The sequence below is a fragment of the Pseudomonas sp. LS.1a genome, assembly GCF_022533585.1.
Classification (GTDB): domain Bacteria; phylum Pseudomonadota; class Gammaproteobacteria; order Pseudomonadales; family Pseudomonadaceae; genus Aquipseudomonas.
On sequence record NZ_CP092827.1, the window covers coordinates 2,469,362 to 2,489,801 of the forward strand.

General features: G+C 59.1%; 19 protein-coding genes and 2 pseudogenes. 12 read left to right on the forward strand and 9 right to left on the reverse strand.

Annotation, left to right across the window (positions count from 1 at the left end):
- Entirely contained in the window at positions 1–633 is a 633-nt protein-coding gene (gene acuR, locus MKK04_RS11350; protein ID WP_207837059.1) for an acrylate utilization transcriptional regulator AcuR, read from the reverse strand.
- An 81-nt stretch (positions 634–714) separates the two neighbouring features.
- Between acuR and gcvA the strand changes: the two genes are divergently transcribed.
- The 5 genes from gcvA (at position 715) to MKK04_RS11375 (ending at position 9,131) form a co-directional block, all read left to right on the forward strand.
- Positions 715–1,638, forward strand: a complete 924-nt coding sequence (gcvA, locus tag MKK04_RS11355) for a transcriptional regulator GcvA (protein ID WP_207837061.1) — start codon at positions 715–717, stop codon at positions 1,636–1,638.
- Between the two features lie 213 nt (positions 1,639–1,851).
- Entirely contained in the window at positions 1,852–4,350 is a 2,499-nt protein-coding gene (locus tag MKK04_RS11360; protein WP_241106606.1) for a CoA transferase, read from the forward strand.
- A 125-nt stretch (positions 4,351–4,475) separates the two neighbouring features.
- Positions 4,476–5,633 (forward strand): iron-containing alcohol dehydrogenase, encoded by a 1,158-nt coding sequence (locus tag MKK04_RS11365; RefSeq protein ID WP_207837072.1) that lies wholly within the window; start codon positions 4,476–4,478, stop codon positions 5,631–5,633.
- A 45-nt stretch (positions 5,634–5,678) separates the two neighbouring features.
- Positions 5,679–7,175 carry a CoA-acylating methylmalonate-semialdehyde dehydrogenase gene (locus MKK04_RS11370; RefSeq protein WP_207837075.1) on the forward strand — a complete coding sequence of 499 codons (1,497 nt, stop codon included), beginning with the start codon at positions 5,679–5,681 and terminating at the stop codon, positions 7,173–7,175.
- A gap of 318 nt (positions 7,176–7,493) precedes the next feature.
- On the forward strand, positions 7,494–9,131 hold the full coding sequence (locus MKK04_RS11375) for a BCCT family transporter (protein ID WP_207837078.1): 1,638 nt from the start codon (positions 7,494–7,496) through the stop codon (positions 9,129–9,131).
- Between the two features lie 251 nt (positions 9,132–9,382).
- On the opposite strand, the pseudogene MKK04_RS11380 reads toward MKK04_RS11375, so the two are convergent.
- The 3 genes and pseudogenes from MKK04_RS11380 to MKK04_RS11390 form a co-directional block, all read right to left on the reverse strand.
- Positions 9,383–9,514 (reverse strand): annotated as a pseudogene (locus tag MKK04_RS11380) (hypothetical protein); the annotation flags it as partial.
- Between the two features lie 34 nt (positions 9,515–9,548).
- Positions 9,549–10,370, reverse strand: coding sequence for a helix-turn-helix domain-containing protein (locus MKK04_RS11385; protein ID WP_207837080.1), 822 nt, complete (start codon positions 10,368–10,370; stop codon positions 9,549–9,551).
- A 2-nt stretch (positions 10,371–10,372) separates the two neighbouring features.
- The gene (locus tag MKK04_RS11390) at positions 10,373–10,621 is read right to left on the reverse strand and encodes a hypothetical protein (protein ID WP_241106608.1); all 249 of its coding nucleotides are present in this window, start codon (positions 10,619–10,621) and stop codon (positions 10,373–10,375) included.
- A 372-nt stretch (positions 10,622–10,993) separates the two neighbouring features.
- Here MKK04_RS11390 and MKK04_RS11395 point away from each other — a divergent pair, with 372 nt between their 5' ends.
- The gene (locus MKK04_RS11395) at positions 10,994–11,920 is read left to right on the forward strand and encodes a universal stress protein (RefSeq protein ID WP_207837082.1); all 927 of its coding nucleotides are present in this window, start codon (positions 10,994–10,996) and stop codon (positions 11,918–11,920) included.
- Positions 11,921–11,947: 27 nt separating this feature from the next.
- On the opposite strand, the gene MKK04_RS11400 is transcribed toward MKK04_RS11395, so the two are convergent.
- Positions 11,948–12,496: a GNAT family N-acetyltransferase gene (locus tag MKK04_RS11400; RefSeq protein ID WP_207837083.1), complete on the reverse strand. Its 549-nt coding sequence runs from the start codon at positions 12,494–12,496 to the stop codon at positions 11,948–11,950.
- 186 nt (positions 12,497–12,682) lie between these two features.
- Here MKK04_RS11400 and MKK04_RS11405 point away from each other — a divergent pair, with 186 nt between their 5' ends.
- From MKK04_RS11405 to MKK04_RS11425, 5 genes are all read left to right on the forward strand, one after another.
- Positions 12,683–13,609: a universal stress protein gene (locus MKK04_RS11405; RefSeq protein WP_087502220.1), complete on the forward strand. Its 927-nt coding sequence runs from the start codon at positions 12,683–12,685 to the stop codon at positions 13,607–13,609.
- Positions 13,600–14,967 carry an MBL fold metallo-hydrolase RNA specificity domain-containing protein gene (locus MKK04_RS11410; RefSeq protein WP_207837085.1) on the forward strand — a complete coding sequence of 456 codons (1,368 nt, stop codon included), beginning with the start codon at positions 13,600–13,602 and terminating at the stop codon, positions 14,965–14,967. The genes MKK04_RS11405 and MKK04_RS11410 overlap by 10 nt, the downstream gene beginning before the upstream one ends.
- Positions 14,968–15,022: 55 nt before the next feature.
- Positions 15,023–15,631 carry a hypothetical protein gene (locus MKK04_RS11415; RefSeq protein WP_207837214.1) on the forward strand — a complete coding sequence of 203 codons (609 nt, stop codon included), beginning with the start codon at positions 15,023–15,025 and terminating at the stop codon, positions 15,629–15,631.
- A gap of 62 nt (positions 15,632–15,693) precedes the next feature.
- Positions 15,694–16,398 carry a phosphoribosyltransferase gene (locus MKK04_RS11420; RefSeq protein WP_233694216.1) on the forward strand — a complete coding sequence of 235 codons (705 nt, stop codon included), beginning with the start codon at positions 15,694–15,696 and terminating at the stop codon, positions 16,396–16,398.
- The gene (locus MKK04_RS11425) at positions 16,391–16,573 is read left to right on the forward strand and encodes a hypothetical protein (RefSeq protein WP_241106609.1); all 183 of its coding nucleotides are present in this window, start codon (positions 16,391–16,393) and stop codon (positions 16,571–16,573) included. The genes MKK04_RS11420 and MKK04_RS11425 overlap by 8 nt, the downstream gene beginning before the upstream one ends.
- 18 nt (positions 16,574–16,591) lie before the next feature.
- Here MKK04_RS11425 and MKK04_RS11430 read toward each other — a convergent pair whose 3' ends face one another.
- The 3 genes from MKK04_RS11430 to MKK04_RS11440 all read right to left on the reverse strand — a co-directional run bounded on the left by MKK04_RS11430 (position 16,592) and on the right by MKK04_RS11440 (position 19,139).
- Positions 16,592–17,959, reverse strand: a complete 1,368-nt coding sequence (locus MKK04_RS11430; RefSeq protein WP_241106610.1) for an erythromycin esterase family protein — start codon at positions 17,957–17,959, stop codon at positions 16,592–16,594.
- A gap of 94 nt (positions 17,960–18,053) precedes the next feature.
- On the reverse strand, positions 18,054–18,623 hold the full coding sequence (locus tag MKK04_RS11435) for a GNAT family N-acetyltransferase (protein ID WP_241106611.1): 570 nt from the start codon (positions 18,621–18,623) through the stop codon (positions 18,054–18,056).
- A gap of 57 nt (positions 18,624–18,680) precedes the next feature.
- Complete coding sequence (locus tag MKK04_RS11440) at positions 18,681–19,139, reverse strand: hemerythrin domain-containing protein (RefSeq protein ID WP_233687451.1); 459 nt, start codon at positions 19,137–19,139, stop codon at positions 18,681–18,683.
- 333 nt (positions 19,140–19,472) lie between these two features.
- Here MKK04_RS11440 and MKK04_RS11445 point away from each other — a divergent pair.
- Positions 19,473–19,595, forward strand: a pseudogene (locus MKK04_RS11445) (transcriptional regulator FNR); the annotation flags it as partial.
- Here the strand turns inward: MKK04_RS11445 and MKK04_RS11450 are convergent.
- Positions 19,564–20,295 carry a hypothetical protein gene (locus MKK04_RS11450; protein ID WP_233694215.1) on the reverse strand — a complete coding sequence of 244 codons (732 nt, stop codon included), beginning with the start codon at positions 20,293–20,295 and terminating at the stop codon, positions 19,564–19,566. The pseudogene MKK04_RS11445 and the gene MKK04_RS11450 overlap by 32 nt on opposite strands.
- Positions 20,296–20,440 lie beyond the last annotated feature (145 nt).

A 20,440-nucleotide genomic window follows, 5' to 3' on the forward strand; every position in this document is an offset into this window, starting at 1 on the left:
TCATCGAGTGATTCCCATCAGAAATCCTTGGAAAAAAATGTCCAGGGGGCGGACATGCTGCGTCAGTCGCGCGCGAAGCACTGCACCCTCCCAGCCAACCCAGAAAAAGGCCGCCAAGGCTTTGCAGTCATGTTCGCAAGATACCTCGCCCAGCTTGACCGCTTCCTCCAGGCAGGCAGACAAGCGCTGCTCCCAGTCCAGCAGGGTCAGTTCCAATTGTTCACGGAAGCTGTCTGGCAGCACCAATACCTCCTGGCCGAGATTGCCTACCAGGCAGCCCCTTCGGAACTGGTACTTGGCCATCCCGACCTTCGCTTGTTCAACGAAGTTGGAAAGCCTTCGTAGCGGCGAGACGCTCAGGTCGCTGAAGCAGCGATCGAGTTTTCGGGCGAAGTAGTCGGCATAGCGCTGCAATACCGCTTGGCCGAATGCTTCTTTGCTGTCGAAGTAGTGATAGAACGAGCCTTTGGGCACCTGGACGCGTTTGAGCACAGTATCGATGCCGGTGGCAGCAAAGCCCTGTTCGGTAAGGATTTCCATGCCGCAGCGCAGCAAAAGCTCTAGCGTTTCGCCATGCTCACGTGCGATTTTGGGCGGTCGGCCCCTTCGAGGAACAGGTTTGGAGTCATTCATGCGTTGTAATTTAGACTGTCCGTCTCTAATGTCAACCACTGAGCGACTCGATCTCCGATTGGCCTTAGCGTTGGATGCGTCATGAAAAAGCGTTTACCTCCCCTGAACTGGCTTCGAGCTTTTGAGGCTTCTGCTCGGCTCCTGAATTTCACCCATGCCGCCGAAGAGCTCAATCTCACGCAGGCAGCGATCAGTCAGCAGGTCAAGGCTTTGGAATCGCAGCTAGGCCAGGCGCTTTTCAAGCGTCTCCCGCGCGGGCTTGAGCTTACGGAAGCAGGAAAATCCTACTTTCCAGTAGTGAGAGAGTCGGTTGAGCGCCTCGCTGCATCGACGGATGAGATCTTTGGGCAGGGGCATCGAAGCGCGCTCAGTATCCGCAGCAGCCTGGTGTTCTTCACTCATTGGATCGCTCCCCGGTTACCCCGATTCAAAGCATTGCACCCGGATGTGGGCATCCGCGTCGCGAGTAACATCTGGGTAGATGAAACAGAATTCGATGCCGACCTCGAAATCAGGTATGGACAAGGGCGCTGGCCTGGCATGAAGGCCGAGCGTCTGACGTGGGACACGCTGGTGCCGGTATGTTCACCGGCATTGATCACTGCGCAACGTCCGTTGCAGCGTCCTCAGGACCTTGCAAAGCACCCGTTGCTGCACGTGCTGGGCTATGAAGAAGGCTGGGGTTATTGGCTCAAGAGGAGCAACGCAGAGAGCGTCGACTCTTCTCAGGGGATGCAGTTCGACACCCTTATTTCGGCATTGACGATGGCTGAACTGGGCCAGGGCGTTGCGTTGGCGCGGTCTTCATTGGTCAGGCATCTTCTGGACGAGGGCCGGCTCGTCGCACCCCTTGGGCGTCATGTACCGACCAAGGAGGCGTTCTACCTGGTCTATTCAGCACACAGCATGGTCAATCCGGATGCAGCGGCGTTTGCCCAGTGGCTGTGCGAAGAGGCGCAGGCTTTCAAGGTCGAGCCCGGCGCCGACGAGGACGAGCACCCTTAGTGATAAGCAAAGTACCCGAGCAATAAAAAAAATGGCCTCTTAGGGCCATTTTTTATTGCTTTCGCGATGCCTTCGAATTTCTGAAAGTGGCAATCACATCGCAAGCCCTTGGATGGTGCAGTCGTCCAGGTGACCGGTTAGTACGAGGTCTCAATAACAACAATAACCGCGCCGACGAATCTCGTTGGCACGGGGCTACCTAGGGTTATCGTCATGGCACACTCCAACCAATTGCCTTTGCAAGGCGTCAATGTCATCGATTTCGGACAATACATCGCAGGCCCCGCAGTAGCGATGATCCTCGCTGATCTGGGAGCGACTGTCGTTCACATCGACCCGCAGGCAGGGCCTCTCTGGGATAGCCCGGCAAATGCCACGCTCAATCGCAACAAGCTGTGCATGCGCCTGGATCTGAAAACGCCAGAGGGGCTGCATCAGGCGCGTGAACTCATCTCCCGTGCCGATATCGTGATTGAAAATTTCCGGCCTGGTGTCATGCCCAGGCTGGGCCTCGATTTCGCAGAGCTGCGGCGTGCTCGTCCTGAGTTGATCACGTTGTCGATTCCAGGGTTTGCCAGTGATGACGTACTGCGTGCGCAATGGCGTGCTACCGAGGCGGTGATCGCTTCGGCCTCCGGTGTGTTCACCGACATGGGTCAAAACCGCGTACTGATGGGTATCAACCCTAGTTTCTCGCCACTTCCCTTGGCGTCAGCGTACGGCACCATGCTTGCTGTATCTTCTGTAGTGCTTGCTCTGCAGGCGCGTGAAAAGAATGGCGTTGGCGATCAGATCGAAGTTCCCTTGGCATCAGCGGTGATGGAAGGTCTGTCGTACAACTCGATCAAGATCGATGGTTACCCGCTGCGCTACAAGACCCTGCGAGAGAAGGAGAGTGAGCGTCGTCGCGCTGAGAACCTGCCGATGAACTTGAGCTATCAGGATCTGCAGGAGTTCCTCGACCCGTTCTACCGTACCTATGAATGTGCGGATGGTCGTAAATTCTACGCCGTTTGCCCATCGCATCGTGAGCATGCCAAGCGCTGCCTGCAGGCAATGGGCATCTACGAGGAAATGGTTGCCGCCGGCTTGCCGAAAGTTGATGACCCCTACCTGCCGATTGACCAGTGGGCAGGAAATGCATCCCTGGGGGTTTACCCGTTGCCTGCTGATTGGGCCGCACGCATCTCCGCGCGGATGAAAGAAGTATTCCTGACCAAGACAGCGGCGGAGTGGGAAGTCATCTTCGGTGAGGGGCGTTTCCCTGGGGCTCCGCACAGGTCGACCCAAGAGTGGCTCCATGACGAGCATTCGAATACCGCCGGGCTGATCGTTGAGGTCAATGATCGCGAGTTCGGCGTCATGAAACAGCCTGGCCCGATTGCGTGGTTGGAGGGGTGCTCAGAGCCAATGCTGAAACCTCTTTCGCGTCGCGAGGTGAGCTATGAGCAAGCGTTGGCAACACTGTCCGAGCGTTCGGCTCCTGCCTTGCCGTCTGCCAAGCTCGACAAACCTGCCGGCTGGCTGGAAGGCGTCAAGATTCTGGACCTGACCAACGTCATCGCGGGGCCCCACTCGACGTCTTTCCTGGGCCGCTTCGGGGCAGACGTCATCAAACTCGACCCTGTCGTTCCTAATTATGATCCCTGGAATACCGTGGTCTTTGGTATGTCTTCGGCACGGTGCAAGGAAAGTGTCCTGGTTGACTTGAACTCTTGCGAAGGGCGAGAGGTGTTCAATCGTCTTGTGCGGGAGGTCGATGTCATCGTCATGAACGCGCCCGATCGCCAACTGGCGCCGCTGGGTCTGGATGAGGCCAGCCTTCAGGCGGTGAATCCTGGAGTGATCTTCTGCCAGCTCGATTGTTTCGGTGGCCCCCGCCGTGGCCCTCGCACCGATTATCTGGGGTATGACGATCTCATCCAGGCCACGACCGGGATCATGCTGCGTTTTGGTGGTGGCATGGAAACCCCGGAAGAACATGCCCACGTCGGTACCATCGACGTGATGTGTGGATTTGCTGCCGCTCTGGGCGTCGCAACGGCGCTTTATCGCAAACACCACTCCGGCGAAGCCTACCGGGCGCGCACCTCTCTGGCTTCACTGGGGAATCTGGTGCAGATCCCGTTCTGCTATGACTACGCAGGTCGAGCGCCATTCAATGAGCCGTCCGGGCGCGACGTGGTTGGCTACAGCGATCTTTCTCGCTTCTACAAGACGGCGGATGGCTGGATCTACCTGGATGCTTCCGAGCCAGAACTGCACAAATTCGCCGACATCACAGAGTTCAGCGGCTTGGCATCCGCCAGTGATCGCGCTGCCTATCTGCAAGCGGTCATTGCCCGCATGAGCAGCTCTTTCCTTCAGGAGCGTCTGCAGGCGGCCAACATCGCTGCCGCGGTGCCGGACAACATCGATCACCTGCGCAGCCAGTACAGCCGAGCCGCTGATGGCCTGCCAGGTACCGAGAATGGCAGCTACTCCTTCAGCGTCTACAGCGACCATCCGAGCGGTCATCGGGTCACGCAGCTGGACCCCTACGCCATTCGCCCACGGGTAGCGCGTATTCGAGCGCTACCACCCGCTGAGAAGTTTGGCACTTCGACCCGCAAGGTGCTGGGCCGCTACGGCTATACCGAGGCTCAGATTCAGTCACTCCTGGACGCCGGCGCAATCGGCGAATCCTGGAGTGAGGAATATCTGCCGAGCTGACTGCTGAAGGCAGGTCAGGGGGCAGGCCTTTGAAACGCCCCTTTGCTTGCCGATTGACCGATCAAGCGAACACGAGCCCGAGGCTGCTCGCGGGCGCGTTCATGCCCAGGAAATGAGATAGAGCCATGACTTACAACAGCATCCTCCCACGTATCCTGCAAACCGGTGCCGGTGCCAGCCAGCAGATCCATCAGGTACTGGCCAGCCTCGGCTGCCATAAACCACTCATCATCACTGACCGAATGATGGTTGAGTTAGGTTATGCCGGTCGTATCAGCGCAGTTCTGGCAGAACACGCAATAGAGGTCGACGTATTCTCCGATACCGTCCCCGAGCCTACCGTCGCTTCGATTCAGGCCGGCGTCGCGACCGCCAGGGAAGGGGGCTATGACAGCATCATCGCACTGGGCGGCGGAAGCCCGATCGACAGCGCCAAAGCGATCGGCATCCTGGCCAGGTTCGGCGGAGTCATGCGCGATTACAAGTTCCCGCGCAATGTCACCGAGATGGGCTTGCCGATCATTGCCATTCCAACGACTGCCGGCACTGGCTCCGAAGTCACCCGTTTCACCATCATCACCGATGAGTCGACTGACGAAAAAATGCTGTGCGTCGGCGCAGGCTTCATGCCTGTCGCTGCACTGGTCGACTACGAACTCACGCTCTCGTTGCCGCCCCGCGTGACGGCGGACACCGGTATCGATGCGCTGACGCATGCCATCGAGGCTTACGTCAGCAAGAAAGCGAATCTGTTCAGTGATGCCCAGGCGCTGGCCGCCATGCGCCTTATCGGGCCAAACCTTCGCAAGGTCTACCACGACGGGGCGGACCGTGCCGCGCGGGAGGCTGTGATGCTGGGATCGACCCTGGCGGGCCTGGCGTTCTCGGCGGCTTCTGTTGCCCTGGTGCATGGCATGAGCCGCCCAATTGGCGCCGCATTCCATGTGCCTCATGGTTTGTCGAACGCCATGCTGCTCCCCGAAGTGACGGCATTCTCGATCCCTGCTGCCCGTGACCGGTATGCCGATTGCGCGCGTGCAATGGGCGTCGCCACTGAAAGCGATACGGACCAATCCGCCGTGGAAAAACTGCTGGAAGAGTTGGTGGCTATCAACGAGGAACTGAATGTGCCCACCCCTGCGCAATTCGGAATCGACCGCGAGAAATTCTTCGAGCTGATGCCAACCATGGCCGCCCAGGCGCTGGCTTCCGGCTCACCTGGCAATAACCCGCGTGTGCCGACCGAGGCAGAGATGGTCGAGCTTTACCGCAGCCTTTGGTAATCCGGCACCAACGCATTATCTGAATAACAAAAAGTGGAGATTCACATGAATACTGTCGGTCATCTGATCAACGGCGAAGTCGTTTTCGAATCCAGGCGCACCCAGGATGTTTTCAATCCCGCTACCGGCCAGGTGGCACGCCAAGTCGCCTTGGCATCCAGCCAAACGGTAGAGCACGCCATCGCGACTGCTGAAGCTGCTTTCCCGGCCTGGCGTGATACGCCGCCGATCAAGCGGGCCCGCATCATGTTCCGTTTCAAAGAGCTGCTGGAGCAGAACGCAGATGCGATCTGCAAACTCATTGGTGAAGAACACGGGAAAATTTCCCATGATGCTGCAGGCGAGCTGCAGCGTGGCATCGAGAACGTCGAGTACGCCTGTGGGATTGCCGAGCTTCTCAAAGGCGAACACAGCAAGAATGTTGGCCCGAACATCGATGCCTGGAGCGAATTCCAGCCGTTGGGCGTGGTTGCAGGCATCACGCCATTCAACTTCCCTGTGATGGTACCGCTGTGGATGATCCCTGTGGCCATTGCAGCGGGGAACTGCTTCATTCTCAAGCCTTCCGAACGCGACCCAAGCTCCACGCTGTTCATTGCGCAACTGCTGCACGAAGCCGGTCTGCCCAAGGGCGTGCTGAACGTGGTGAACGGGGACAAGGAGGCGGTCGACATCCTGCTGCACGACTCGCGCATTCAGGCGGTCAGCTTCGTGGGTTCGACGCCGGTTGCCGAGTACATCTACGCCACCGCCACCGCCCACGGCAAACGCTGCCAGGCACTGGGTGGGGCCAAGAACCACGCCATCGTCATGCCAGACGCCGATATCGACAATGCGGTCAACCAGCTGCTGGGGGCTGCATTCGGCTCGTCCGGTGAGCGCTGCATGGCGCTGTCGGTCGCCGTTGCGGTGGGTGACGCGGCAGCCGATGCCTTGATCGGCAAGATGAAAGAAGCCATGAAAAACCTGAAGGTGGGCGCTTACACCGACAGCAAGAACGACTTCGGCCCGCTGATCACCCGGCAGCATCAGCAAAAAGTGGTTGGCTACATCAACAGTGCTGAACAGCAGGGGGCAACCGTGGTTGTCGACGGGCGTGAGCCAAACGTTGCTGGCTACGAGGAAGGTTTCTTCGTCGGTGGCACGCTGATCGATCACGTTACCCCAGACATGCAGAGCTACAAGGAAGAGATCTTCGGGCCGGTTCTGCAGGTCGTACGTGTCAACAGCATGCAGGAAGCAATGGCGCTGATCGACAAACACGAGTACGGCAATGGTACGTGCATCTTCACCCGGGACGGCGAAGCAGCACGCTATTTCTCCGACAACATCAAGGTGGGCATGGTTGGCATCAACGTTCCTTTGCCAGTGCCCGTCGCCTACCACAGCTTCGGCGGCTGGAAGCGCTCGCTGTTCGGTGATTTGCATGCATACGGGCCGGATGGCGTGAGGTTCTACACCCGACGCAAGACAGTCACCCAGCGCTGGCCATCGTCAGGTGTCCGGGAGGGCGTTGAGTTCTCCATGCCGACGATGAAGTAAGGATTGGACAAGGTGAGTGCCTGACTGCCGCCAGGCACCCATCTTTTTGTGGCAATGAGTTCCGCTCGCAGTCGTGCCGAATACCGGTGGTGTCAGTTGCGAATTGAGGTTTACCTGGTTGTGCCGCTGAAATAATAATTAAATACAATTCGAGGCGAATATGAATAATAAGCACAATATATGTTCGGGAAAGGCAAGCGGCCTTTCATTTCTCCATGGAACTAGATCTGTTTGAGCAGGGGTTTTAATTCGTGCTTGACATATTTGTATTCAACAGAGTCCTGGTGTTGAATCGAACGTTCTGAGGAGATATGCCAAATGAGTAAGTCAAAAGATGGTGCCTCGTTGGATGGTCGCGTATTTTGGCCATCGATTGCGGTGATACTTGGTGTCACGATTCCGCTTATTGTGTTTCCCGAGGCGGGGAGTGCGGTAATAAACCAGATGTTCGCGTTTGCGACCGGGAAGTTTGGCTGGCTCTACCTGGTTTCCGGCTTGATGACTGTCGTATTCCTGCTGTGGATGGCGTTCGGGCGTTACGGCAATATTCGCCTTGGACGAAAGAGTGACGTTCCGGAGTTTTCCTATTTCAGCTGGGTCGCCATGATTTTTTGCGGTGGTATCGGCATAGCCATTGTTAACTGGGCCTGGGTAGAGCCAATTTATTATTTTAATACCCCCCCTTTGAATGTGGCTGCTCACAGTCGTGAGGCGGCAGAGTGGGCGTTGACGTATGGGCAGTTCCACTGGGGGCTGACCCCGTGGGCATTCTACTGCTTGCCGGCGTTACCCATTGCCTACTCGATGTATGTTCGTCGACAGCCTGGTGTGAGATTGTCGGTGGCCGCGCGTGGTGTCTTGGGTGACAAGTCGAACGGTTGGATGGGTATTACGCTTGATACGGTGGTGGTTTTCGGTATTGTTGGCGGCGTGGGCACGTCCCTTGGTTTGGCTGTGCCCCTGGTCTCGACCTTGGCCAGCGACATCTTTGGAATACAGCAGTCCTTTGTATTTGACATGTGCGTTTTGGCGCTCTGGACATTGATGTTCGGCATGAGTGTCTGGTTTGGGCTGAGTAAGGGGATAAAGATACTCAGCGATATCAATGTCTATTTGGCTTTTGCGCTTCTTTTGTTCGCTGCGGTTGTTGGTCCCACCTTGTTGCTCATCAATGGTTGGGCCAACAGCCTGGGCCTGATGGTCAATAATTTCATCCACATGAGTCTGTGGACGGACCCTGTTGCAAAAGGTACGTTCCCTCAGGACTGGACGATTTTCTATTGGGCCTGGTGGATTGCCTATGCACCCATGATGGGATTGTTTGTTGCTCGTATTTCTCGAGGTCGGACAATCAAGGAACTCATCTTGGCGGAGCTGGTGTGGGGCAGCCTGGGTTGCTGGGTGTTCTTCGCTGTCTGGGGCGGCTACTCGCTTAATCTGCAGCTGACAGGCGAGCTGGATGTCAGTGCTATTCTGTCAGCACAGGGTATTCCGGCGGCAGTACTCGCCATCTTGAAAACCATGCCGTTTTCAAGTCTCGTTATTGGCGCTTTCGTTCTTCTTTGCTTTGTATTCCTGGCGACGACGCTTGATTCGGCAGCTTATGTGCTTGCGTCAGTTACATCCAATGAGCTGAGCGGTTATGAAGAACCTCAGCGCTGGCTGCGGATTGTATGGGCGCTGTTACTGGCGGTCATTGGCATCGGGCTTCTCAAGGTCGGCGGGCTGAAAGCTGTTCAGACTTCAACCATTGTCGTCGCGCTGCCTTTGATACCTGTGCTCGGTGTGCTGACCTGGTCTTTGCTTCGCATGATTCGTGCAGACCTTGAACATGAACTAGGATCCAGGGAAATTGTTTTGGAAGACGCGGTCGCGCTTGGCAAAACGCCCGAGATTGATGCGCTTCCGGCTGTGGAGGTTGATTTCTGCGCGACGTATCCTGAGCCTGGGCGTTAAAGCCACCATCCAAGGTGCTACTTGCAAAAAACCTAGGGTTTCCTAGGTTTTTTTTGCTTTTTTGTTCGGCAGGGTATCGTCGAGCGTCTGTTGAGTCGGTTGATATATCGATGATCATTTATGTCCTGTTATGGCGCGCGCCGTAGAGTCATAAGGAAAACGCACCCTCAGAGATGTTTTTTATTGCGCGATGCTGGCGAGGTTCGACAGTACAGCGGCGGCGGCCAAGGGCCTCACGGCTGTGACTTGCCAACCAGCACAGGCCCGGCCAGCAACAGGCTGACGTAGCCTGGCAGGGTGGTGATGGCGAAGGTCCTCAGGCCGGCGGCGGCATGATCTTCGTTGCGGTCTTTCTTGCGCTCGCGCTCGAGCCCCACCAGCATGCCGATGCTCAGCGCGACGGCACCATGGCTGACTTCACCGTGTCGAGCATGGCGCCTTCGGGGTGTCCTTGGGGCTGACTTCCGCGCCGCCTTGCTCGAGGGCTATCAAGGCTGGCAGATCGAGTATCTCGACGAGTCTGCCACGCATGCTGACGATGCCCAGCGCGCGCAAGCGGGCGACCGAGCGACACACGGTTTCCAGGCGCAAGCCCAGGTACGAAGCCATGTCTTCCCGGGACATGCGCAGCATGAAGCCGTGGGCAGAATAACCGCGGCTGACGAAGCGCCGTGACAACCCGACCAGGAAGCTTGCCAGGCGCTGTTCGGCGGTGAGATTGCACAGCATCAGCACCCGCTCATGCTCGCGCACGATTTCTCGGCTCATCAAACGGTTCAGGCTTTGCTGCAGGACGGGAAAGTCCCGCGCCAATGCCTGCAGCCGGCGATAGGGGACAGGGCACACCTCGCTGTCTTCCAGGGCAATGGCATCGCATACGTGATGCTCGGTGGCGATGGCGTCGAGCCCAAGTACATCGCCCGGCATCCAGAAATTGATCACCACGCCCTGGCCTTCGGCGCTGTTCAGGCTGGTCTTGAAGCTGCCGCAGCGCACGGCATAAAGCGTCGTCAGCGGATCGTTGGCGTTGAACAGTGCGGCGCCTTTGCGAATACGCATGCGCGGGCCGATCAGTGCGCCCAGGCAACTGTTGTCATGCACGGGCAGACCGGTGGGCAGGCACAGCCCGCTGACACGGCACTCTGTGCACAGGGTTGTTAGCGGTTTCAGGTGAATCGGGGTTGCCGGGTTCGACGCTGCAGGTTGGTCGAGCAAGGTCACCTTCAGTAGGCCAGTCATTTTCAGGCCTCCTTCGCGCATCGGAGATCTGCCTGGGCTGCCATCCCTGCATGGGCTTTGCCAACGTTGCCCATACCTGAGCGTGGTGACCAGTCGGCCAGCATGTCCCGCGAGTGGGGCGCGTTGAGGCGCGCATTCAACCGGTCGACAAAGGCTTGCGCTTCGGCGGACGTATTGAAGCTCACCCGGCAGTCGTCCATGCGGACCCACCAGCGGTTCTGCTGAGGATTATTTTCGACGTAGATGTTCATGGAAGCCTCCAAAAAGCATGCATGAGCAAACCAGCTGCAAATCCATGCGAAACGAAGGCATCCCTGCCGACAACAGGGGTGGTTCAGGGTGTAACGGCCATTTTCATAACGCCATCGCGCTGGTTGGCGAACGACCATAGGCAACTTCGATGGTTTTCATGAGCGCCATGGCACGCCTCCGGGGCATTCGATGATTGTTGTTGGTTTAGGGCCAGATTGCGCCGTTAACGGCCAGAAGCTTTGACCAGCATCAAATTTCCGCGCAGCGGGCGTTGCCGTTTGTCCGTCCAGTGGTTCAGTTGATAAACATCAAATCCGTCAGGTGCGGGTGATGGATGATCCAGGAACACTTCCCAACCGCTGAGGTGTGCCATGGACAACCCGCAAAGACTCCTGCTGATCGCCTCGCCCCTGATGCGGCGCACCCCGGCCTACGACCGTGCGGCTGCGCTGGCCAAGGCCAAGGGCATGGCCCTGCATATCGTTGCTTTCGACTATCTCGAAGGCCTTGCCACGGCGGGCATGGTCAACGACCAGGCGCTGGCTGTGATGCGTGAAGGTTATGTACAGCAACACCGTGCATGGCTGGAAACCCAAGCGCTTTCGATGCGCCGTAACGGGGTCACGGTCACCACCGAAGTGGTATGGGTGCAGCATCCGCTGGACGAGATCCTCGTCCACCTGCGCGAGCAGCCGTTCGCCATGCTGATCAAGGCCTTCGAGCATGAACCCTGGTGGGCGCGGGCGATGTTCACCTCGCTTGACATTCAGTTGCTGCGGGAAACCCGCATCCCCCTGCACCTGGTGCATCAGGCCAGCCACGCGCTGCCGCGCAAGATTCTGGCTGCCGTGGACCTGTCCCGCCCCGAGGACCAGTTTGAGGGGTTCAACGACCAGATCATCAGTGAAGCGCTGAAACTGGCACTACAGTGCAACGCTCAGATCGAACTGCTATATGCCTACGACCTCGGGTCCATGTACCTGGACTCAGGTGGCAGCCGCGAGCATTCGTTTCTGTTCGACTCCAACCTCGCCCAGACACTGCACGAGGCGCAAAGCGAGGCATTCCAGGCACTGGCCGAACGTAACGGTATCGCCGCCGAACACCGCCACCTGAGGCTGGGAGACCCGGCCAAGGTGCTGGCGCTGTTCATGGAGAACAATGATATCGATGTGCTGGTCATGGGCAGTTACCACCATCACGGCATTGGCTGGTTCATCGGCAGCACGGCGGAGCGGGTATTGCATCGATTGTCCAGCAGCGTGCTGGTGATTTCACCGGAGCATTCCAGAGGCTAGGCTGCAAGGCCCGAAAGGGCCTTGTTTTCAGGCGCGAAGGTCAAGTTCGTGAATGATTTCGCTGACATCGCCACCCAGGTAGCGTGAGCTGAACCCCAGTCCCTTGGTCAGCCGGTGCATGGCGTAGTTGTTCGCCAGGTCCCTGGAGATCATGCAGTGAAAGCCATTGCGCTTCGCGGCCGCGATCAGGTGCTGCATCAGCAGCCGGCCCAACCCCTTGCGTTGCCATTCTTCGTGTACGGCTATGGCGCATTCGCAGAGCCGGCTGCCGGGAACACTGGCATACCGACTGACCCCGATCTGCCGCAACTGGCCATCTGCATGGACCAGGGCAACGTAGGCTTCGCTCTGGTGATGATCCACAGGCATATGCTGCGCATCCAGGCTCGGAAGGCCGCCACTGAGGCCGGCGATGAAGCGGAAACGCCGTGCCTCGTAGGCGATCGTGCCGAGAAAGCGGCGGTCCCTTTCGCGGTCTTTCTCATCCAGCGGGCGGATCAGTACGGCAGAGCCGTCCGAAAGCTTTTCGATCCAATGCTCGCACGCGTCTGGCTGTTCAGTCTGCTGCCTGTTCATGTCGCCTCCCGGTCACCTGGTCGATGCTTGCTGCAGTGGTTGTACCGTGCTGGGCGGCGCCGGTTCTGACAATCGTCAAGTTCAGGCTCGACGGTGGTTTTTCTGATCTGCATCAAGCGCGAAGCGGCCCGTCTTCGGACAATCGCCTACATCATCACGCCAGCCGCGCAAGCCCGGAGGTTCACCATGGGTCAATATCGACAACTGTTGGTGCTGCTCACCGAGGTCGATCCGCATTCGGCCGCACTGCGCAGGGCCCTGGCCCTGGCGCATGTCAGTGGTGCCAGTGTGCATGTGCTGGGCTTGTTCGAACCGACGCAGGAGCACCTGCTGCGCGAAGAGCGATTGAACGAGGCAGATATCCAGCGCCAGTTCGATCACTACCGTGTGCGGCTGGCGGGGTTGGTCGAGCGTCACCGTGGCGGCAGCATCGCCTTGACGGTCGACAGCCTGCAGGCGGACGACATCCGCAGCCAGGCCATCGACTACATCAGCGAACTGCAGCCCGATATGGTCATCAAGGACAGCGAAGCGACGCCAGCCATGGTGCGACTGTTCCGCACGCCTCTGGATTGCGCCTTGATGCGGGGTTTGAAGGGTGTCACGCATTTCGTGCCGGCGGCCGCGGTGTCGCTGCCCAAGCGCGTGCTGGTCGCCGTCGACACTTCTTTCAGCGAAACACCCGACGTCCAGGCGTCCTTCAACCGTGGGCTGATCCGTGCCGCGCAGGCGCTGGCGCTGCAATGCGATGCGCAGTTGCACCTGCTCTCGGCCTACAACCTGGCAGGCGTGTTCGCCTCGGACATGAACGTCACCCAGGCGTGGATCGATGAGATGCGCAGTGCCTTGAAGGAACCGTTCGACACCTTGGCGGACGCCGAGGGGGTCGCGGCGGATCGCCGCCACTTCATGGAAGGTGGCCCCGTGCATGTGATTCGCGAGCAGGTCGCTGCGCTGGACATCGACACGGTGGTCATGGGGGTCGTGCAACCCAAGGGCCTGGACAAGCTACTGGGCGACACTACCGAGCGCATCATCAGCCGTCCACCGTGCAGCGTCCTGGCGTTTCACCCGCAAGCGCTCGAAGCCCTGGAGCCCTGGCCATGCAACTGACATTTCTTGGTGGTACCGGGACCGTGACTGGCAGCAAGTTCCTGCTGACTCGCGACAGCAGCCGCGTGCTGATCGACTGCGGGCTGTTTCAAGGCTACAAGCAACTGCGCCTGCGCAACTGGGAACCGTTGTCGGCGGCGCTGAGCGCGCTCGATGCCGTGGTACTGACCCATGCCCATCTCGACCACAGCGGTTATCTTCCGGTGCTCGCGCGGGAGGGCTATACCGGGCCTATCTACGCAACCCCGGCCACTTGTGCCTTGGCCGAGATCCTGTTACTCGACAGTGCCCGGCTGCAGGAGGAGCAGGCCGAGCATGCCAACCGGCATGGCTACTCCAGGCATTCGCCGGCACGCCCGCTTTACACCGAACAGGATGCAAAGCGCGCCTTGGCACTGTTGCGCCCTGTGGCGCTGCATCAACCGATCATGGTCGCGCAGGGCATGGAGCTGCTGCTGCGTACGGCTGGACACATACTCGGCGCGGCGACGGTGCAGATCAAGGCCGATGGTCAGACCTTGGTCTTTTCCGGCGACCTGGGACGGCCACAAGACCCGATCATGCGTGCACCGGAACTGATCAGGACGGCAGATGTGCTGCTGGTGGAGTCCACCTATGGCGACCGCCAGCATCCAACCGAATCGACCGAGCAATTCCTGGCCCAGGTCATCAACCAGACCCTCCTGCGTCATGGCATCACCTTGGTGCCGTCGTTCGCCGTTGGCCGTGCCCAATTGCTGATGTACTACCTGTACAAGCTCAAGCGCGATGGCCTGATACCTGATATCCCGGTCTACCTCAACAGCCCGATGGCCACCGACGCAACCGTCCTGTACCAGCAGTTCAGGAGCGAGCATCGGTTGACACCGGAGGAATGCGCCGCAATGTGCAGGGGCACGCATATCATCCGCACGGTAGATGAATCCCGGCGTCTGGATCAGCTGCGTGAACCTGCGGTCATCATCGCCGCCAGTGGCATGGCGACCGGTGGGCGCGTTCTGCACCATCTCAAGGCGTTGGCACCCAACCCGCGCAACAGCATTCTGTTCTCTGGTTTTCAGGCCGGAGGTACGCGCGGCGCCGATATCGTAGCTGGCGCGCACAGTGTGCGCCTGCACGGTGAAGACGTGCCTATCCGGGCCCAGGTGCATGCGATGGATAATCTCTCTGCGCACGCCGATGCCGACGAGATCATGGAGTGGTTGCGCGGTTTCGCCCGCCCGCCACGCCAGACCTATGTCATCCATGGTGAGCCGCACGCCGCCGACACGTTGCGGCGGCGGATCAGCATCGAGCTCGGTTGGCAGGTGTACGTACCCGAGTACCACGAAACGGTTGCTATTGACCCAGTGCGCTAGCCTGGGCCGGGAGGCTGTCATGGATACACAAGCAAGGGCGAAACTGCGGGCCTGGATGCATCGGCCACGAGGTAGCCTGGGGGTGATCGTGGCAATCTTCGCATTGCTCGTCGTGGTAGCTGCCTACCGGTCGTTGAGCCCGAACTGGCGCCTGCCGATGCAACATCCACTTATGCTGCTGGCCTTGCTCGCCTTGTGCGTGGCGTTGGGGTGGGTGGTGCAGCGTGGCGTGAAACGCACGGTAGGCAAGACCATATTCAATGGCCAGGCCACGGGCTGGCAGGCTCGGCTTGCCTTCCTGCGCTCGGTCACCCAGGAGTCGAACGTGCTCTTGAGCATGTTGCTGCTCCTGGCGTTGCTCGCTGGCGGCACGCTTTGGCTGGCGGGGCGCTCGGTGGACCGTATCGTGGAGAATTGCACAGACAGCCTGCAGGCCCGGGTGAACACCCCTGAGGATGAAAAGCTCACGGCATTGGTCGGTAAGCCGGTGTGTACCTGCCTGGCGCAAACGTTTCTGGATCGCAATGGGGTAATACGCCTGGCCTTGTTGGAAACGCCGATGCGGGAAGTGAGCGCATACAAGGGGTTGACGGCAGACGACGAAAAGCGCTGCCTCGAGCAGTTCGACCTGCTGCCTGAAGGGGCCCGGGCGACGGTGCCTTGAATGGTAGTAGTGCTTGCCAGTAGCTGAAACGACAGGCGCCCGTCGCGGCGCGGGAGGTTTGCATGTCGCATGATCTTGCTCGTCGCACCCTGTACCCCGACCGTGCTGAAGCCGGTCGCTGCCTGGTGGCGTTGTTGAGCCGATATGCCGGACGGTCTGATGTGATCGTGCTCGCCTTGCCACGAGGCGGCGTGCCGGTGGCTTACGAGGTCGCTACCGCCCTCAAGGTTCGCCTGGACCTGCTGGTAGTGCGCAAGCTTGGAATACCATCGCACCCTGAATATGCCATGGGTGCGATCGCCGGGGGTGGGGTGAAGATTCTCAACGACGATGCGCTGCGGGCTTATCCGGTCGATCGCACCTTGCTGGAAAGCGTAGTTGCCAGGGAAACCCAGGAACTGATACGTCGCGAGCGCACCTATCGAGGTACCCGACCACCGCTTCGGCTCAAGGACCAGACCGTAATACTGGTTGATGATGGCCTGGCAACCGGAGCCTCGATGATGGCGGCCATTCAGGCGACACGGGCGTTGTCGCCTGTGCGTATCGTGGTCGCGGTGCCAGTCGCGCCACCGGAAACGCTGGAGGCCATGTGGGGCGAAGTGGACGAGGTGGTCTGCCCGCTGGTGCCTGAGCGGATGGTTTCGGTCGGCTACTGGTACCAGGACTTTCCCCAGACTTCGGACGAAGAAGTCATCGCGCTTATGGACAAGGCCGGGTTCGCGGAGTCCTCCAGGGTGCGTGCCGGGGAGGCTGAAGATGACTGAGGTGCAGCTGCGTTCGATGAAATGGCCGGGCGTAGAACTGCTGGCCGACCGACGGTTACCTACCGACACCCGTGCCTTGGTCATTTTTGCCCATGGCAGCGGCCGGCTGAGCGGCAGAAGCCAGTATGTGGCGGACATGCTCGCCAGTCGCGGCCCCCAAGCCTCTTCCCCCTGAGGCTTGCAGGCCGGATATTCAGACGCCGAACGGATAGGTTTCGTCTTCCGGCTCGAGATGCTGTTGTTTCGGCAGAGGCAGGGCGTTGACCGGCTGGGTCTGTTCGATCCAGAGCATGGCATCGAATTGCTCGGCCAGCACTGCTTCGAAGTAATGGCTCAGCCGTTCGCTCTCCGGTCGGTAGATGACGCCGATCGCGCGCTCGAGCAGTGGCATGGACAAGATGCGACGCAACTCCTTGCGCTGTAGGTCTCGCCAGTCGGTCAAGGAAGCCGGTACGCCTGCCAGGCGGAACTGGTGCTCCCAGCTGTCCGACCGCGAAGGGCGGATGTCCTTGATCAGCATGTCGCCATCCCAGTCACTGGCGGCGGCCACTTGACCGCGATCAGTGGCCATGCCGATCAGCACGGCCTCCCGGCCAAAGGCGTTGCGGCACAGCTGACCGATGTTGAACTGGCCTTTCCAGCCCATTTCCGTGGCATCTGCGTTGCCGATGTGGGAGTTGTGTGCCCAGACTACGGCTTTGGCGTGTGGCCCGCGATGTTCCAGCAGTGCGCGCAGGGTATCGAACATATGCCGGTCGCGCAGGTTCCAGGAGGCAGTCGAGCCTCGGTAGATCGCGCGGTAATATTGCTCCGCAGCGATGATCACCCGTGCGTTCTGGGTGGCATTGAAGAACGCTTCATCGTTGCGGATCAGGCCCGACAGTTGTTCGGCCAGCATCACATTCAGCTGTTCAACCACAGGCTGCTCGCACGGCATGACGCCACCGCGTTCGACGAAGTGGCCGTACAGGGCCGGGTCATCCTGCCAGGGCGTCAGGCAACCATAACGGCGGCGCGCTTCGCGAGCCAGGTGCGGATCTGCCCGGTCCAGAAAGGCCAGCACTTCATGAATGGAGTTGCGCAGGCTGTAGACGTCCAGGCCTCTAAACTCGACGCGGCGCTCGACGGCCAGCAGGCGATTGTGTCCATGCAGCCAGTGGGAGAATGCCTTGACCTCGCTGTTGCGCCACATCCAGGTTGGGAAACGGCTGAAAATATGGCGCTTCCATGCCGAATGGGCCAAGCCCCGCACGTACTGGTCGACGTGTCCGGCATCCGGCCAGTCGGCTTCGACGGCCACGATGTTGAATCCGTGTTGTTCGATCAGACGCCGGGTAATTGCTGCACGGGCGCGATAGAACTCGCTGGTGCCATGGCTTGCCTCGCCCAGCATCACTACACGGGCGTCGGCGTAGCGGTCGAACAGCGCAGCGAATGCGGGGGAGTTCAGGTCGGGCAAGGGTTCGGCGAATTGATGCAGCAGGGGGGCGATCTCAGCGCTGTCGACCTGGCATTGCTTGCCGTAGAGCTTTTCCATCAGTTTCCGCGAGTTGCTGTTCATGGATACCCTCCTCGTGCGGATATGGCCGGAGGTCGTGAGGCTTGAAGCGGCGGGGCAGCACGGTGGCTGCCCCAGGCGCTGGCGCAACGGCGCTTCAGGTCAGGTTGAGGCGATGGATGACCTGGGCCGGATCATCCGGATCGGTGCTGGTGGTGAATCCTGCCGCCTTGGCCAGGTCGCGCATCGCCAGGTTGGCGGCTGAGTCGATCGAGTACATCTGCCGCAGGCCCTTTGCCCGGGCATGATCGGTCAGGTGCTTGAGCAGCAGGCGGCCCAGGCCATGGTGCTGCCAGCTGTCGAGCACCGTCACGGCGCATTCGCATTCATCCTTGCCGGCAATGGCGGCATAACGCGATATGCCCACCTCCTGCAGCTCGCCGTCCACATGGGCGAGGGCGACATAGGCGGCTTGTCGGTCCTGGTCGACCGCCATCAACTGGTCGAGCATCGCCTCACCGGGCTCCTTGATCTGGCACAGGAAGCGAAAATGCCGCGACTGCGGTGACAGCCGTTCGATGAAGGCCCTCTCGCGCTCCCGGTCCTTGGCTTGCAGCGGCCTGATCAGTACGTGGATGCCATTGTCGAGGGCTTCGATCCAATGTTCGCCCGCAGGCTTGGGAAACGAGGGCGCGGTATATTGACGGGAAGTTTCAGCAGGAGCCATGGCAGTATCCTCGTGTGATGGAGATGGGGCGGTTGGACGCTTGAATGTGCACTCCAGTTAGTGCCATTGATGTTTTATTTCCAGCCATTGACTGTTTGAAAGCCATTTGTCTGCAGCTGGAAAGAATATGTTTTCCTCCGACTCCATGTGGTCGTAATATTTTTCGATGTAGTCATCAACAGTGTCAGCGATTACTTTCGTGTTTTTTGTTGTAGCCGCTAATGTATTCAATTGCCCAGCAATGCGCGCAAATGCCTGGTGATCTCGCTCGATATCCAGGATCCGCGGGTGGATCGGCGCCTCCGTGGCTAGCAAGGCTCGCCGAATGATTTCTTCATTCTCATGGTGGTGCCGCTCTGCATTACTGTGCAAGGCCTCCAACATCTCGAACAAAAGCTTACAGTCATCAGTGCCATCGGGCTCATGCTTTAGCTTTTTCAGCAATTTCCTGATCTGGCTTATCTTGTTGGCCATGTCATGATGATAGGCGTGAAGTTCGTTCAGTAAGGTATTCATGACAAATCCTCTTCACGTTACCAGACAATGCAGACTTATAAGGTTGCCAGTCATGCTCAACGACAGGGCTCACTGATGCGGTAGTCGCTCAGTAAGCGCCTCACCCGCTTCGACGGCCGGCAAACCACAGGGGCCTTCAGGTAGAAAAACGGGTTGAAGGCTGTCCACGTCGAGCATGAGGGCAGCACATTGGCCTGACTTGATCTCGATCAAGCTTTAGTAGGGCACAACCATGCCCCTTGGTCAGTTGCCTCAGAAACTTCGGGCGAAGCGGCTAGCGTTCATAGAGCCCGCAAGAAGAAGCGCAGACATCGTCATGTCAGGCCCTGAAGAACTGTCTCCCGGCTGTTCAGCCGGTTCAATCAGGCTGGGCTCCTGCAATGTGTTGGCCGGGAGGTCCGACTCATCGATCAACAAGGCCTGCTCAAGCTCGGTCGGATGGAGGAGCCGAATTGAGGGCCTCGAGAATCCTGTCATAACGTTGCACAGGCCCATTCAGAGGAAATTGACAACTCCAGGATGGACGCGACACATGGTCTGCCCGCAACCAGATACGCTGTATCGGGACCCCTTTTTGCCAACAGATGCGCGCGGCATGCCTTGCCACCAAGGACGGCGCGCAGCAGTAGACAGTGTCCGGCTTGAAATCCTCCAGCTGTTCAGTCAGTTGAATCCAAACGCTTCTGCTGTTGCGTGGCACCGAGGTAAACGCTGAGATCCATGGCTGACATTCGGCGGGCAGGTGCTCCTGCTCAAAGCTTTCGTGCAACAGCCTCACCTCTACCCAAGGTAGCCAACAGCGAACCTCATCCAGTGTGCAAAGTAGCGCCAAAACCCCCTCGCCGTGAGTGATAGCCAGCAGTCGCACACTCTGCAAGGGCACCGGCCAGGCGCTGCCCAGAGGCCCTGAGTACTCCAGCAGATCTCCGACCTGCAATGTCAGGAGGCTGCGGGTGGCGACCATGAACCGACCCGCTGCGCCAGGCATGCTGATGTAGTTGCAGGTCCAGCGCTGGGTTTGATTCGCCAGTTGGCAATACTGGCCTGGCATCGCCTCGCTGCGTTGCGGGTTGCACAGCATCAGGCGAAGGTACTGTATGCCGGGCCCCGGCAATGTTTCCAGCAAACGGACACATTCACTGTGATCCTCGTCCATATGCGCCTCGAACAGGTTTGGGCGGGCCACGCTCCATATAAGCTAAGCCCCTGCGATGGCAACACTTTGATCAGGATCAAACCGACAGATGATGCTGGCCGCATCCTGATTGATAAAGGTCAAACGTGGGCTTGCCTGCCAGCGC

Bases quoted from the DNA above. Each gene is read 5' to 3' on its own strand.
- acuR (WP_207837059.1), bottom strand. From the start codon at position 633: ATGAATGACTCCAAACCTGTTCCTCGAAGGGGCCGACCGCCCAAAATC.
- gcvA (WP_207837061.1), top strand. From the start codon at position 715: ATGAAAAAGCGTTTACCTCCCCTGAACTGGCTTCGAGCTTTTGAGGCT.
- MKK04_RS11360 (WP_241106606.1), top strand. From the start codon at position 1,852: ATGGCACACTCCAACCAATTGCCTTTGCAAGGCGTCAATGTCATCGAT.
- MKK04_RS11365 (WP_207837072.1), top strand. From the start codon at position 4,476: ATGACTTACAACAGCATCCTCCCACGTATCCTGCAAACCGGTGCCGGT.
- MKK04_RS11370 (WP_207837075.1), top strand. From the start codon at position 5,679: ATGAATACTGTCGGTCATCTGATCAACGGCGAAGTCGTTTTCGAATCC.
- MKK04_RS11375 (WP_207837078.1), top strand. From the start codon at position 7,494: ATGAGTAAGTCAAAAGATGGTGCCTCGTTGGATGGTCGCGTATTTTGG.
- MKK04_RS11385 (WP_207837080.1), bottom strand. From the start codon at position 10,370: ATGACTGGCCTACTGAAGGTGACCTTGCTCGACCAACCTGCAGCGTCG.
- MKK04_RS11390 (WP_241106608.1), bottom strand. From the start codon at position 10,621: ATGAACATCTACGTCGAAAATAATCCTCAGCAGAACCGCTGGTGGGTC.
- MKK04_RS11395 (WP_207837082.1), top strand. From the start codon at position 10,994: ATGGACAACCCGCAAAGACTCCTGCTGATCGCCTCGCCCCTGATGCGG.
- MKK04_RS11400 (WP_207837083.1), bottom strand. From the start codon at position 12,496: ATGAACAGGCAGCAGACTGAACAGCCAGACGCGTGCGAGCATTGGATC.
- MKK04_RS11405 (WP_087502220.1), top strand. From the start codon at position 12,683: ATGGGTCAATATCGACAACTGTTGGTGCTGCTCACCGAGGTCGATCCG.
- MKK04_RS11410 (WP_207837085.1), top strand. From the start codon at position 13,600: ATGCAACTGACATTTCTTGGTGGTACCGGGACCGTGACTGGCAGCAAG.
- MKK04_RS11415 (WP_207837214.1), top strand. From the start codon at position 15,023: ATGCATCGGCCACGAGGTAGCCTGGGGGTGATCGTGGCAATCTTCGCA.
- MKK04_RS11420 (WP_233694216.1), top strand. From the start codon at position 15,694: ATGTCGCATGATCTTGCTCGTCGCACCCTGTACCCCGACCGTGCTGAA.
- MKK04_RS11425 (WP_241106609.1), top strand. From the start codon at position 16,391: ATGACTGAGGTGCAGCTGCGTTCGATGAAATGGCCGGGCGTAGAACTG.
- MKK04_RS11430 (WP_241106610.1), bottom strand. From the start codon at position 17,959: ATGAACAGCAACTCGCGGAAACTGATGGAAAAGCTCTACGGCAAGCAA.
- MKK04_RS11435 (WP_241106611.1), bottom strand. From the start codon at position 18,623: ATGGCTCCTGCTGAAACTTCCCGTCAATATACCGCGCCCTCGTTTCCC.
- MKK04_RS11440 (WP_233687451.1), bottom strand. From the start codon at position 19,139: ATGAATACCTTACTGAACGAACTTCACGCCTATCATCATGACATGGCC.
- MKK04_RS11450 (WP_233694215.1), bottom strand. From the start codon at position 20,295: ATGGACGAGGATCACAGTGAATGTGTCCGTTTGCTGGAAACATTGCCG.